At 68.4% G+C, this 13,858-nt stretch carries 12 protein-coding genes; 9 read left to right on the forward strand and 3 right to left on the reverse strand.

All coding sequences use genetic code 11. From position 1 onward, the window contains the following. Positions 1-16: 16 nt before the first annotated feature. The 6 genes from ASD47_RS19740 (at position 17) to ASD47_RS19765 (ending at position 8,778) form a co-directional block, all read left to right on the forward strand. A complete protein-coding gene (locus tag ASD47_RS19740) occupies positions 17-844 on the forward strand; it encodes a p-hydroxycinnamoyl CoA hydratase/lyase (RefSeq protein ID WP_056760157.1) in 828 nt (275 codons plus the stop codon). A 42-nt stretch (positions 845-886) separates the two neighbouring features. Beyond that, complete coding sequence (locus ASD47_RS19745; RefSeq protein ID WP_056760159.1) at positions 887-2,377, forward strand: AMP-binding protein; 1,491 nt, start codon at positions 887-889, stop codon at positions 2,375-2,377. A gap of 50 nt (positions 2,378-2,427) precedes the next feature. Further along, positions 2,428-3,369 (forward strand): helix-turn-helix domain-containing protein, encoded by a 942-nt coding sequence (locus ASD47_RS19750; RefSeq protein ID WP_056760161.1) that lies wholly within the window; start codon positions 2,428-2,430, stop codon positions 3,367-3,369. 135 nt (positions 3,370-3,504) lie between these two features. Beyond that, positions 3,505-6,081 carry a TonB-dependent receptor gene (locus ASD47_RS19755; RefSeq protein WP_056760162.1) on the forward strand — a complete coding sequence of 859 codons (2,577 nt, stop codon included), beginning with the start codon at positions 3,505-3,507 and terminating at the stop codon, positions 6,079-6,081. 105 nt (positions 6,082-6,186) lie between these two features. Beyond that, positions 6,187-7,650: a benzaldehyde dehydrogenase gene (locus ASD47_RS19760; protein ID WP_056760499.1), complete on the forward strand. Its 1,464-nt coding sequence runs from the start codon at positions 6,187-6,189 to the stop codon at positions 7,648-7,650. 27 nt (positions 7,651-7,677) lie between these two features. Beyond that, positions 7,678-8,778, forward strand: a complete 1,101-nt coding sequence (locus ASD47_RS19765; RefSeq protein WP_056760164.1) for an NAD(P)-dependent alcohol dehydrogenase — start codon at positions 7,678-7,680, stop codon at positions 8,776-8,778. 65 nt (positions 8,779-8,843) lie between these two features. Here the strand turns inward: ASD47_RS19765 and ASD47_RS19770 are convergent, their stop codons facing one another. Together ASD47_RS19770 and ASD47_RS19775 are read right to left on the reverse strand one after the other, a co-directional pair. Continuing rightward, positions 8,844-9,794 (reverse strand): PDR/VanB family oxidoreductase, encoded by a 951-nt coding sequence (locus ASD47_RS19770; RefSeq protein ID WP_056760166.1) that lies wholly within the window; start codon positions 9,792-9,794, stop codon positions 8,844-8,846. Beyond that, a complete protein-coding gene (locus ASD47_RS19775) occupies positions 9,791-10,870 on the reverse strand; it encodes an aromatic ring-hydroxylating dioxygenase subunit alpha (protein ID WP_156402330.1) in 1,080 nt (359 codons plus the stop codon). Before ASD47_RS19775 ends, ASD47_RS19770 begins: the two co-directional genes overlap by 4 nt. 127 nt (positions 10,871-10,997) lie before the next feature. Between ASD47_RS19775 and ASD47_RS19780 the strand changes: the two genes are divergently transcribed. The 3 genes from ASD47_RS19780 to ASD47_RS19790 all read left to right on the forward strand — a co-directional run bounded on the left by ASD47_RS19780 (position 10,998) and on the right by ASD47_RS19790 (position 13,323). Continuing rightward, entirely contained in the window at positions 10,998-11,732 is a 735-nt protein-coding gene (locus ASD47_RS19780) for a GntR family transcriptional regulator (protein ID WP_056760168.1), read from the forward strand. A gap of 101 nt (positions 11,733-11,833) precedes the next feature. Then, positions 11,834-12,304, forward strand: a complete 471-nt coding sequence (locus ASD47_RS19785; protein ID WP_056760170.1) for a MarR family winged helix-turn-helix transcriptional regulator — start codon at positions 11,834-11,836, stop codon at positions 12,302-12,304. Positions 12,305-12,483: 179 nt separating this feature from the next. Then, positions 12,484-13,323, forward strand: a complete 840-nt coding sequence (locus ASD47_RS19790) for an alpha/beta fold hydrolase (protein WP_056760172.1) — start codon at positions 12,484-12,486, stop codon at positions 13,321-13,323. On the opposite strand, the gene ASD47_RS19795 is transcribed toward ASD47_RS19790, so the two are convergent. Further along, on the reverse strand, positions 13,277-13,855 hold the full coding sequence (locus ASD47_RS19795) for a flavin reductase family protein (RefSeq protein ID WP_235525961.1): 579 nt from the start codon (positions 13,853-13,855) through the stop codon (positions 13,277-13,279). The genes ASD47_RS19790 and ASD47_RS19795 overlap by 47 nt on opposite strands. Between the last annotated feature and the right edge of the window lie 3 nt (positions 13,856-13,858).

Genomic DNA, 13,858 nt, shown 5'->3' on the forward strand with positions numbered 1-13,858 from the left:
ACTCCAAGGAACGCCCATGACCGACGCTAACGACACTGCAACCTTCCGGGTCGAGAACCGCATCGCCTGGGTGAAGTTCAACCGCCCCGACAAGCGCAACTGCATGAGCCCCACCCTGAACCGCCGCATGATGGAGGTGCTGGACGAGCTGGAGTTCCGCGACGACGTCGGCGTGCTGGTCCTGACGGGCGAGGGATCGGCCTGGTCCGCGGGCATGGACCTGAAGGAATATTTCCGCGAGACCGAAGCCAAGGGCCTTGGCGCCACCCGCCAAGCCCAGCGCGAGTCCTACGGCTGGTGGCGGCGTCTGCGCTGGTACCAGAAGCCGACCATCGCCATGGTCAATGGCTGGTGCTTCGGCGGCGGCTATGGCCCGCTCTACTCCTGCGACCTGGCGATCGCGGCCGACGAGGCCCAGTTCGCCCTGTCGGAAATCAACTGGGGCATTCTGCCGGGCGGCGGCGCCACCAAGGTGGTGGTCGACCTGATGCCGCTGCGCGACGCCATGTACCACGCCATGACCGGCGAGCTGATCGACGGCCAGAAGGCCGCCGCCTGGCGCCTGGTCAATGAAAGCGTGCCGCTGGAGCGCCTGGAGGCGCGGGTGCGCGAGCTGGCCGAGGTGCTGCTTAAGAAGAACCCCGTGGCCCTGAAGGCGACCAAGGACGCCGTCCGCCGGGTCAAGGAAATGACCTACGACAACGCCGAGGACTACCTGGTCCGGGCCCAGGAGGCCGCCAATTCCTACGACAACGACGGTCGCAAGGAGGGCATCAAGCAGTTCATCGACGACAAGACCTACAAGCCCGGCCTGGGCGCCTACGATCTCGCCAAGCAGAGCTGAGACGGGGGCAGGGAGGAAACGACGACGGGAGGGACGACTAGAATGACTCCGATGGACCATGTCGCCCTCCAGGCGCGTCTCCAGCCCGACCGGCTGGCGGCCGGCGACTTGGCCGGCGGCCGTCGCTGGACCTATGCCGAGCTCGACGCCGACATCGGTCGCGCGGCGGGCGTGCTGCGGCGACGCGGGGTGGGCGAGGGCGACCGCCTGGCGGTGCTGGCCAGGAACCGGGTCCTGCTGGCGATCCTGCACCTGGCCTGCGCCCGGCTGGGGGCGATGTTCGTGCCGCTGAACTGGCGGCTGAGCGCCGGCGAGATCGCCGCCCTGGTCGAGGACGCCGAGCCGGCCCTGATCGTCGGCGACGCCCAACTCGGCGCCATGGGCCTCGAGGGGCTCGACCTCGACATCCTGGGGGCCGAGATCCTGGCGGCCGAGCCAGAGTCGGCCACGCTCGCCGATCGCGAGCGCCCGTCGCTGATCCTCTACACCTCGGGCACCTCGGGTCGGCCCAAGGGGGTGCTGTTGTCGGAGCGCAACCTGGACCAGACGGCGATCAATTTCGGCCGCCTGGGCAAGGTCACCCACCAGAGCGTCTTCCTGGTCGACGCGCCGATGTTCCACATCATCGGCCTGGTGACATCGATCCGTCCCGCCCTGATGCACGGTGGGACCATCCTGGTGTCCGACGGTTTCGAGCCTGGTCGCACGTTGGGCCGCCTGGGCGATCCCGCGTTGGGCGTGACCCACTATTTCTGCGTGCCCCAGATGGCCGCGATGCTGCACCGTCATCCGGACTTCGACGCCTCGGCGCTGGGGCGGTTGACGGCGGTCTTCACTGGCGGTGCGCCCCATCCGGCCGCCGACATCCGCGCCTGGCTGGCCGATGGCGTCCCGGTCGTCGACGGCTACGGCATGAGCGAGGCCGGGACCGTGTTCGGCATGCCGGCCGACCTGGCGCTGATCGACGCACGAGCCGGCTCGGCGGGCCTGGCCATGTCCTCCGTGGCCACCCGGATCGTCGACGAGCATGACAACGAGTGCCTCCCAGGCATCGCCGGTGAGCTGCTGTTGAAGGGCGACAATGTCTTCCAGGCCTACTGGCGGCGACCGGACGAGACCGCGCGGGCGTTCACCCCCGATGGCTGGTTCCGCACCGGCGACATCGCCCGTGCTGACGCCGAGGGCTATCACTGGCTGGTCGACCGCAAGAAGGACATGTTCATCTCGGGCGGGGAGAACATCTATCCGGCCGAAATCGAGGCGGCCCTTGCGGACCATCCGGCCATCGCCGAGTGCGCCGTCGTCGGCGTGCCTGATCCGCGCTGGGGCGAAATCGGCCATCTGGTCGTGACCTGCCGCGACGGCGCCATCCTCGATCTGACCTTGATCCTGAACCATCTCGAAAATCGGCTGGCCCGCTATAAGCTGCCCAAGGCTCTGACCCTGGTCGCGGCGCTGCCGCGCACGGCTTCGGGCAAGATCCAGAAAACGGTCCTGCGCGAGCGGCTGCTCGGCCAGGATCCAAGAACCTGAACGCCGGCGGTCTCTGGGGGGAGCGACCGGCGAGCCTGAGGGAGGATGAGATGGCGTTGAGTCTCGACGGACAGGGCGGCGCGACCCGGACCGGGATCGGGCTAGAGGCGTGGAACGCGCTGGTCGCATCGACCTTCGACAATCTCGTGGTCGACGCCGACCGGGAGGGGTTCGAGGGCCGCATGGACGTGCGCGACCTGGGCGGCATGGACTTGTCCCGCGTCGCCTCCAGCGCCGCGGTGGTGCGGCGAGGCCGAGCGTCGTGGGCCCAGCGACCCTATTTCAAGCTGCACGTCCAGGACCTCGGCCGCAGCCTGAACCTGCAGGATGGCCGGGAGGCGGTGCTGGAGGAGGGCGACCTGATGCTGTGCGATCCGGCGCGGCCCTACACGATCCGGTTCGACGATCCCAACCGCATGCTGGTGCTACGGATCCCCTCCGAGCGATTGGCCGACCGGATGGGCGATCCCGAGGCCCTGTGCGGCCGTCGTCTGGCTGGCGACGGCCTGGCCGGCGCTCTGCTGACCTCGTTCATCCGGACGCTGTGGACCAACGCCGGCCAGGGCACCGCGCCCGTCGGCGAGGCGGTGCAGGACGCGGCCCTGTCTCTGCTGAGCGCTGTCGCTCGGGAAAATGAAGGGCAGGCGAGGGCTGTCCGCGACCTCGACGCCGGCCAGGGCGCGGGCGCGCGGATCAAGCGCTTCATCGACGAGAACCTTTGCGATCCGGACCTCAGCGTGGGGCGCGTCGCCGGCGCGCTGGGCGTTTCCCCGCGCTACGTCCAGATGGTGTTCGCCGGCATGGCCACCACGCCACTGGCCTATATCCGGCGCAAACGGCTGGAACGGGCGGCGCGAACCCTGCGGGAGGATGGTACGGCCTGCAACATCACCGACCTGTCGTTCGGCCTGGGCTTCAACGACCTTTCGCATTTCAGCCGGGCTTTCAAGGCCTTCTACGGAGTCGGACCGCGCGAGTTCCGGGCCAGCTGAGTCTTTTTCGACGCCCACGTTCGCGAAAACGACATCGGGCTTCGCATCCGTGAAAGTCGCCTTCGCGCCTGGCCAAGTTTGATGGCGCCGCCCGTGCTCCTCTGTCGACAACGACATAAAAGGGAGGTTCGGGCCATGGGGCGTAAGCTCTGGTTACATCAGGTGTTCGGGGCGGCGTCCCTGTTTGCCCTGGCGGCGGCCGGCGCCGCGCACGGCCAGGCCGTCGTGGAGGAAGTTGTCGTCACCGCCCAGAAGCGGGCCGAGAACGTCCAGGACGTGCCGATCGCCATTTCCGCCTTCACCGAAAATGCGCTGCAGGAACGAGCCGTGGGCAACGTCGCCCAGCTGTCTAACCTGGCGCCCAACGTCACCCTCGACGGCGGCACGCCGTTCTCGGGTTCGCCCTCGGTGCTGTCGGCCTATGTGCGCGGCATCGGCTCGGACGACTTCGCGTTCAACATCGATCCGGGCGTCGGCATCTATGTCGACGGCGTCTATCTGGCCCGCACCGTCGGCGCCAACCAGGACCTGCTGGACGTCGAGCGCATCGAGATCCTGAAGGGTCCGCAAGGCACTCTATTCGGCCGCAACACCATTGGCGGCGCGATCTCGATCGTGACGCGCGAACCGGGCGACACCTTCAAGTTCAAGGGCGACGTCACCGTCGGCAGCTTCAACCTGATGCAGGCCCGCGGCAGCGCCGACCTGCCGCTGGCCGAGGGGCTGTCCTCGTCGATCACGTTCGGGATCAAGAGCCGTGAGGGTCATGTCGAGCGCATCCCCTTCCCGGACGCGCGGGCCCGCAACACGACCTCCTATACGGCCTTCCCGTCGTCCGACTTCAACACGGCGTCGCGCGAGGGCGGTGAGAACAGCTGGAACCTGCGCGGCAAGCTGAAGTGGAGGGGCGAGTCCACCAAGGTCGTGCTGGCGGCCGACTACACGCACGAGGATGGCGACGGCCTGGCCAACACCCTGATCGGCACGACGGTGACGGTTCCGGGCAATTTCGCCGGTACGACCAACCTGCCGGGCACGGCCTTCGATCCGACGGGGACTACGGGCTTCCTGTTCGGCGGGCTCTACAACTTCTGCATCGGCGCGACCGGCGCGCAGATCGCGGCCCGCAACGCCCAGGCCCTGTGCGGCGTGCGCGGCACGCAGTACAGCCCCAACCTCCATGTCGCCTCGCTGGCCAGCGTCAATGTCGACGCCGACCCGAATAACGACCGGCTGCCCTATGACAGCCGCTTCGTCAGCAAGGACATCGACAAGAGCTACGCCACCGGCAACAGCTTCTCGAACCTGGTCAACTGGGGCACGGGCCTGACGGTCGAGCACAGCCTCACCGACGACGTGACTCTGAAGTCGATCACCGCCTACCGCAAACTGCTGTGGAAGAGCGGCACCGACGCCGACGGCTCGCCGCTGAACATCGGCCAGCTCAGCTTCGACATGAAGCAGTGGCAGTTCAGCCAGGAGCTGCAGTTGCTGGGCTCGGCTTTCGACAAGAAGCTCAATTACGTGCTGGGCGCCTATTACTTCAAGGAAAAGGGCTCGCTGCACGACTACGTCACCTTCGACGAAGGCTTGCTGCAGGTCGACGGTCCCAACCAGCTTGAGACCAAGAACTACGCCGCGTTCGGCCAGATCGACTGGCGTCCGATCGACCTGATCGGCGTCACGATCGGCGGTCGCTACACCAAGGAAAAGAAGCTGTTCGAGGGCGGGCAGCAGGACCTGAACGGCTTCAACTACAAGCTCTTCGGCTGTTCGGACGCCAACGGCAACATCACGCCGAACGGGCCTTTCCCGCTGGCGCCGGTCTCATGCCAGACGGGCCTGAGCTATCCGGATCCCAGCAATCCGGTGCGCGTCTACGCGCCCGGCGTCAACGAGCAGACGTTCAGCAACTTCTCGCCAAAGGTCGGGGTGCAGCTGCACCCGGGCGACGACCTGATGGCCTATGTCAGCTGGTCCAAGGGCTACAAGACCGGGGGCTGGACCACTCGCCTGACCAATCCCCAGCTGCTGGCCCAGCCGTTCGGCGAGGAGACCGCCACCACCTGGGAGGCCGGCTTCAAGTCGAAACTGCTGGACCGCCGCCTGCAACTGAACGGCTCGGTGTTCCAGACGCAGTACGACGGCATCCAGCTGAACTTCCAGCAGGGCACCTCGCCGACCATCCGCAACGCCGGCGACGCCAAGATCAAGGGCGCCGAGATCGAGGCGGTCGCCGTGCCCATGGACGGGCTCACCATCAATGCGTCTGTCGGATATCTGCACGCCCGCTACACCGACGTGCTGGCCGGCGTGCTGGCGGTCAGCGGTCCCAACCCCTTCCAGGCGGGCACCTTCGTCGGCGCCCCGCTGCCCAAGACGCCGAAGTGGAAGATCAACGTCAGCCCACGCTACGAGTTCAAGCTGGCCAACGGCGGGTCGATCACGGCGATCGGCGACTGGACCTACACCTCCAGCATCTGGAACAACGCCCAGCGCACCTATCTGCTGAAGCGTCCGGCCGTGCAGGTGGTGAACGCCAGCCTCGCCTATGCCGATCCCGGCGGCGCCTGGACCCTCGCGGTGGGCGGCACGAACCTGACCGACAAGCGCTACCTGACGACCGGCAACGAGAACATCGCCGCCGGCGCCATCTTCGGCACCTACAGCCGGCCGCGCGAAGCCTATGTCCGTCTTGGCGTGACATTCTGACGAAGGCGGGGCGAGCGCGTCCGCCGCTCGCCCCATGTCGCCCTTCGGGGCTTGAATATTTAGGAGCGCGAGATCGCCATGAACGACATGAGCCCGCGACCCCCCGTGGCTGCGCCCCTGCTGTCGGCCGACAACTGGAACGGGCGGTTGTTCTCCGACGGTTGGCGCTCGTCCCAGGGCGGCGTGATCGAGGTGCTGGAGCCGGCCACCGAGACGGTGCTGACCCGCGTGGGGCGCGCCGACCGTTCGGACGTCGTCCGCGCCGCCGCGTCGGCCAAGATGGCTCAGCCCGCCTGGGCGGCTCTGACCGCCGACGCGCGCCAGAAAGTGCTGCTGAGGGCCGCCGACCTGTTGGAAGAGCACGCCGTCGACCTGGCGCCGTGGATCATGCGCGAGAGCGGTTCGGTCGCAGGCAAGGCCGCGGTCGAGCTGGAACACGCTGCGGGCTTCGTGCGGCAGGCTGGCGTGATGGCGACCGAGGCCGCGGGGCTGGTCCTGCCCGCCTCACCGGACAAGACCAGCATCGCGCGCCGTGTTCCCTTGGGCGTGGTCGCCGTGATCTCGCCGTTCAACTTTCCGCTGGTGCTGTCGATCCGCGCGGTGGCTCCCGCCTTGGCCGTCGGCAATGCGGTGGTGCTCAAGCCTGACCCGCGCACGCCCATCAGCGGCGGCTTCTTGATTGCTCGGGTGTTCGAGGCGGCCGGCCTGCCCGAGGGCCTGCTGCATGTCCTGCCCGGCGACGCCGAAGCCGGTGACGCCCTGTGCCGGGATCCGAACATCGCCATGATCGCCTTCACCGGCTCCACCGCCGCGGGCCGCAAGGTCGGCGAGGTCGCGGGCGGGCGCCTGAAGAAGGTGGCGCTGGAGCTGGGCGGCAAGAACCCGTTGATCATCCTCGACGACGCCGATCCGGACGTCGCGGCTTCCAACGCGGCCTGGGCGGCGTGGCTGCACCAGGGCCAAATCTGCATGACCGCCGGCCGACTGCTGGTCCAGCGCGGGATCCACGACGCGGTGGTCGAGCGCCTGGCCGTCAAGGCAGCGCACCTGCCGGTCGGCGATCCGATGCGCGGCGACGTGGCGCTGGGCCCGCTGATCAGCCGGAGCCAGCTGGACCGGGTCCATGCCATCGTCGCCGACACGGTGGCGGCCGGCGCCCAACTGATCGCCGGCGGGACGCATGACGGCCTATTCTACGCGCCGACAGTGCTGGCCGGGGTCAAGCCGGGCATGCGGGCGTTCGAGGAGGAGATCTTCGGCCCCGTGGCGGCGATCACCGTCTTCGACGAGCTGGACGAGGCCGCGAGCCTGGCCAACCATGGGCCCTATGGCCTGGCGGCGGGGATCATCACCGGTTCGGTGGGGCGCGGCATGGGCCTGGGGAGGGCGCTCGAGGTGGGGCACCTGCATATCAATGAGCAGACGGTCGAAGCCGGGCCTCACGCGCCGTTCGGCGGCATGAAGGCTTCCGGCAACGGAACCCGGATCAGCGGGCCGGCGAACCTGGACGAGTTCACCACCTGGCGGTGGGAAACGGTCAAGGCCGTGGCCACGCCCTATCCGTTCTAGACCCGCGGCTTCGAGGAGTTCGTCCGCATGCAGATCACAGCCGCCGTCACGCGCAGTCCCGCCGGTCCGTTCAGCCTGGAGCCGCTGGAGATCGAGGAGCCCCGCGCGGGCGAGATCCTGGTCCGCGTGGTCGCCACGGGGGTCTGCCACACCGACATGGTGATGCGCGACCAGCACCTGCCCACGCCCCAGCCGGTCGTCCTGGGTCACGAGGGCGCCGGAATCGTCGAGAGGGTCGGTCCCGGCGTGACCAAGGTCGCGCCGGGCGACCATGTGGTCATGACCTTCAACTCCTGCGGCCGGTGTCCGTCGTGCGAGGACCACGCGCCGACCTATTGTCACGAGTTCTTCCCGCGCAATTTCATGGGTGCGCGTGAGGACGGCTCGTCGGGATTGTCGCGGGAAGGGGAGACCATCCACGCCAACATCTTCGGCCAGTCGTCGTTCGCCACCTACGCTCTCTGTCATGAACGCAACGCGGTGAAGGTCGACAAGGCCGCGCCCCTGGAAATCCTGGGCCCGCTCGGCTGCGGGGTGATGACCGGGGCGGGGGCGGTGATGAACGCCTTGAAGGTCCCCGCCGGCCGCTCGCTGGCGGTGTTCGGCGCCGGCGCGGTTGGCCTGTCGGCGGTGCTGGCGGCCAAGGCGATCGGGGCTGGCCCGATCATCGCCGTGGACATCAATCCCGATCGGCTGGCCTTGGCGCTGGAGTTGGGCGCCGACCACGCGTTGAACGGCGCGGAGGGCGGGGTGGTCGAGAAAATCCAGGCGATCACCGGGACCGGCGCGCAGTTCTCGATCGACACCACGGCCAACCTGAAGGTCATGCGCCAGGCGGTCGACTGCCTGGGCGCGCGCGGCGTCTGCGGCCTGGTCGGCGCGTCCAAGATGGGCGACGAACTGCCGTTGGACGCGGTGTCGGTGATGAGCGGCGGCAAGGTGGTGCGCGGCGTGGTCGAAGGCGACGCCGATCCCGACGTATTCATCCCGGAGCTGATCGCCCTGCACCAGGCTGGCCAGTTCTCGTTCGACCGCCTGATCCAGTTCTACCCGCTGTCGGAGATCAACCAGGCCGTCGCGGACGGCGAAGCTGGACGGGTGATCAAGCCCGTGGTGCGGATGGCCTGATCCTTTCGGACGGCCTTTCGCATCCCTTGGGCCCGGCGCGAACCTCGCGCCGGGCTCTTTTTTGATCAAAGGTCCAGCACCAGGCGCGAGGTGCGGGCGCGCGAACAGCAGGGCGTGAACTGGTTGTTCGCGGCTCTTTCCTCGTCGGTCTGGAAGGCGTCGCGGTGGTCGGGCTGGCCATCCGTCACGCGGGTCAGGCAGGTGCCGCAGACGCCTTGCTCGCACGAGACCGGCACGAAGACGCCGGCGGCCTCCAGGGCCTGGGCGGCGGTCTGGTCGGCCGCCACCGGCACTACCTGTCCGGTGCTGGCGATCACCAGCTCAAACGGCCGGTTCTCGCCCTCAGGCCCAGGCGCGGCGGCGAAATGCTCCTTGCGGATCTGGTCCGCGGCCCAGTCGCGCGCCAGGGCGCCGTCGACCACATGGCTCATGAACCCGCCGGGACCGCAGACATAGAGACGGCGGCCCGGCGCCGGATCGGCGAGTGCGACGTCAAGGTCGAGTCGTGTTTCCGGCTCGGCGTCGAACGACAAGCGCACCACGTCCGCGAACGGCGCCGCGGCCAACTCGTCCAGGAACGCCGCCCGCGAGCGGTCGCGAGCGCAGTAGTGGAAGAGGAACGGGCGGCCCAGGGCGTGCAATCGTCGAGCCATGGCCAGGATCGGCGTGACGCCGACCCCGCCGGCAAACAGCAGGTGCTCATCAGCCGTCTCGTCCAGCGCGAACAGGTTGCGTGGGAGGCTGATGTCCAACGTCGCGCCGTCGGTCAGCGCCTCATGGACATAGGTCGAGCCGCCGCGCGAGGTCGGCTCGCGCAAGACGGCGATCCGATAATGACTGCGATCGGCCGGATCGTTGCACAGCGAATATTGCCGCGTCAGGCCGTTCCCCAGGAACAGGTCGATGTGGGCGCCGGCGTCGAACGGCGGCAGGTCGCGGCTTTCGGCGCAGACCAAGTCCAGCCGCACGACGCCCTCGGCGGCCTGGGCGCGGGACGCCACCCGGACCTTGATCATCCAGCGGCTGCCGCCAACGGGCCGGCCTCGGCGGCGATCGCCTTGTCGATGGCCATGCGCGAGCGCACGCCGCCAGCGTCGATGTTCAGCTTCAGGAGCTTGCGGTCGGGATAGGCCAGCAGGTTCTTTTGTTGCCGCTCCAGCATCTCCAGGTCTTCGGAAAAGATCCTGCCTTGGCCTTCGCGAATAGTGTCGGTCAGGCCCGTGTCCTGGACAGCGAAGCTGCGCGCCATGCCCCAGAAGTACCAGTGCGAGGTCTCGGTCTCGGGGGTGATGAAGTCGACGACAACGCTGGAGACCTTCTTGTCGGCCGGCGCGTCATAGCCGCCATGACCCGCCAGGGCGACGCCGACCTCGATCATCACGTGGCTGGGCAACGAGAAGCGGCAGATCTGCCAGCGGTCGACGAGGGCGTCTTCGGGCAGGCCGGCGCCGCGCAGCGCCATGCGCCAGAACGGCGGCGCGTGGATGCCTTCCATGAAACGGCTGGTCACCACTTCCTCTCCGTCGAGGCGCGTGGTGACCGGCGCTTCGTCGATCTCCTTCTGGCCGATGCTCGTGGCGTGGACGTAGGTCTCGTGGGTCAGGTCCATCAGGTTGTCGACCATCAGCCGGTAGTCGCAGGCGATGTGATAGAGGCCGCCGCCATAGGCCCAGTCGGGGCTGTCGGCCCAGAACAGCGGATGCAGCTTGGCGGGGTCGGCCTGGACGGGATCGCCGGGCCAGACCCAGACGAAGCCGTGGCGCTCCAGCACCGGGAAGGCGTGGATGGCGGGGAAGGCGGCGACGCGCTGACCCGGCATCGATGTCGCGCGCCCTTCGCAGCCCATGGTCAGGCCGTGATAGCCGCAGACCAGCTCGCCATCCCGGACGAAGCCCAGCGAGAGGGGCGCGCCCCGGTGGGGGCAGAAATCCTCCAGGGCGACCGGGCGGCCATCCTTGCCGCGATGGAGCACCAGGGCCTGGCCGCAGATCCGCCGACCCAGGGGCTTGTTCGCGATCTCGTCGGGCGTGCAGGCGACGTACCAGGCGTCAAGCGGCCAGGGCGCGGCCTTGGCCATGGTTTCGGGACCCATCGTCGTTTCCTCGTGCCTTGGTCTGGCGACCTATTGGATCCAATCTTGATCGCAATCGCGACGTCGTCAAGATTGGATCCAATTGAAAGCTTGTGAGCGTCTCGACGGGTCGGCTACGGTCGCGGCCATGGACATGCCAAGCATGAAGCCGGGCCAGCGCGTGATGATGGCCCTCCGCAAGATGATCGCCTCGGGTGAGATCAAGAGCGGCGAACGCATCGCCGAGATCCCGACGGCGGCGGCGCTGGGCGTCTCCCGTATGCCCGTGCGCACGGCCCTGCGAAGCCTGGAGCAGGAAGGGCTGGTGGTGCGGCTGGGCGCGCGGGGCTATGCGGCCCGGGGCGTGTCCAGCGACCAGATCCGCGACGCCATCGAGGTGCGAGGCGTTCTTGAAGGTTTTGCGGCGCGACGCCTGGTCGAGCGGGGCATGAGCTCCGAGACCCATGCGCGCCTCGCCGGCCTGATCGCGGAAGGCGAGGCCTTGTTCGCGACAGGACGTCTGGCCGCCGAGGACGTGGATCGCTACGCCGCCTACAATCAGGCGTTCCACGACACGCTGGTGGCCGCGGCGGGCAACGGCGCGGTCGAGGGCGCGCTGGCGCGCAACAGTTTCGAACCGTTCGCGGGCGCCGGGGCCCTGGCGCTGGACCTGGCGGACCTCGCAGCCGAGTACGAGCACCTGCTGGCCGCCCATCGCCAGCACCAGTCGGTGCTGGACGCCATCGTGCAGGGCAATGCCGACGAAGCCGAGCGGATCATGCGAGACCACGCCCTGGCGGCCATTCGCAACGCCAAGGTGTTCGAGGCGGCGGCCAGCGCGGGTTCGCCGCTGGGCGCCGCGTGGACCATTCGCGCCGACTGACGGCATGGCGGAAACGCGAAGGATCTGGAGGTCCCGCGGAAAGCCCTTTAAATGCAATCAGGATACAGTTCGCTTGGCGTGCTAATTGGGGGTTTGTCGACATGGAAGAGACCGCCGCCTTTGGCGTCCTGGGACAACGGCTGGGCCTGCAACTGCACTCGACCGACGTGCGGATCATGGCCGGGTTGGCGGCTCGCCTGACCCCCCTGAACGTGACCCCGGCGCGCGCCACGGCGATCGTCTACATCGCCCTTAACGCCGGCTGCGACCAGGTCACCCTCGGGAGAGCCTTGGGCATCAACCGGGCCAGCACGATGAAGGCCGTCGACGAACTGGAAGCGCTGGGCGCGATCGAGCGCCGGCCGGGCCGTGACCGTCGAACCAACGCCCTGCACCTGACCGCCGCCGGCGAGACCCTGCGGGTTCGGATCGAGGAGGCCACGCTCGAGCACGATCGAGACGCTTTCGCCGCCCTGACGGAAGTCGAACGCGCCGAGTTCGGTCGCCTTCTCGCCAAGCTCCGCCGCGTGGGGGCGGACGGTCCGGCTCTGGACGCGAACAAGGAGCCGTAGACGGCCGTACGCAAGAGGCCTTGCGCGGGTCGGCGGCGGCGGAAATGACGCTCGAGTTCGCGTCTGTCAAAGTCGTCTTCGCACCTGGGCAAGCCACTCGCCCGGCGCTCGTGCTCCAGTCCTCTTCACGTCTTCCCGCGAGGTTCGCGCGCGTCGACGGATTTGATTGAGGGGCTCGCATGATTGACCGGACGGCCGTCGTCGATGGCGTCAAGATCCGCTACGTCGATACGGGCGGCGAGGGCGTTCCGCTTTTCCTCTCCTCGGGCATCGGCGGCTCGCTGGAGCTTTGGTCGAGGCAGCTTGAGGCGCTGGCGGGAAGCCATCGCCTCATCGCCTGGGACTATCCCGGTCACGGCCTGTCCGACATGGGGCGTCAGCCCTATGATCCAGACAGCTACGCGGCCTGCGCCCTGGCCCTGCTGGATGTGCTTGGCTTGGAGCGGGTGATCGCCGTGGGCAACTCGCTGGGCGGGACCGTCGCCTTGCGCCTGTCGGGTCTGGCGCCCGACCGCATCGCCGGTCTGGTGCTGGTCGCGCCGGCCATGCTGGGCCCGGAGGTCTTCCTGCCGTTCCGATTGATGTCCTTGCCGCTGCTCGGCGAATTGATGGCCAAGCCTGGCGAGGCGTCGGTCGAGCGCCAGCTGGTCGCGCTGTTCCACGACCCCGCCGTGGTGACGGAGGATCTTCGTGCGATCGTCCGGCGCAATGTTCACCGCCCCGGAGCGGCCAAGGCGCTGTTAGGAACCTTGCGCCGGACCATGTCCTTGGCCGGCGTCCACGAATCCGTCTGGCGAAAGAGCCTCCAGTGCTTGGAGGCGGCGGCCAGCCCGGTCCTGCTGATTCATGGCAAGCAGGACGCCGTGCTGCCGTTTCAGCAGTCCGAGAGGCATGCGGCCTTGCCGCAGAGGGGGCAGTTTGTGCTGCTCGACGCGTGTGGTCATACGCCGCAATTCGAACGGGCCGAGGAGTTCAACGGCCTTCTGACGACATTTGCGCGCCGGGCCGTCTCTCGCTGAAGTCGGCGGGAGCCGAGGGCGGCTCGGCGTTCAGGAAGCCCCGGTTCCAGGCGACCAGCGGCGGACCGGGGGTCAGGCGGTATTCGGCGGCCGTGACGATGAAGACCGAGTGGGTGCCCGCATCTGCGACGCTGTCGATCCGACAGCGGGCGTCGGCCAGGCCGCCGCGGTAGACCGGCGGGGCGCCGTCCGGGAGCCGCCACCGCTCGGGCGCATGGCGTTCAGCCGCACGAGCCGGGCCCGCGAAGCGAAGGGCCTCTTCCCGGTCGGTTGCGCCCAGCAGCGCCACGCCGCACTCGCGCGCGGACCGCAAGGCATCGTGACAGCCAGCCTCCTTGCGCACGCAGAACAGAAAGCGGGGCGGCTCGACGGACAGGCCGATGATCGAGCTGACCAGCAGGCCGCGCGGCGTCTGGCCGTCCCAGCAGGAGATGATGGCGACGCCGCTCGCCAGGTGCGCCAGCACCTCCTTGAACGCGACCATGGAGGTGGCGTCCATCGACGAGGGCGAGACGGCGTCGTAGGGAGCCACGGG

The sequence above is a fragment of the Caulobacter sp. Root1472 genome, assembly GCF_001426985.1.
Classification (GTDB): Bacteria; Pseudomonadota; Alphaproteobacteria; order Caulobacterales; family Caulobacteraceae; genus Caulobacter; species Caulobacter rhizosphaerae.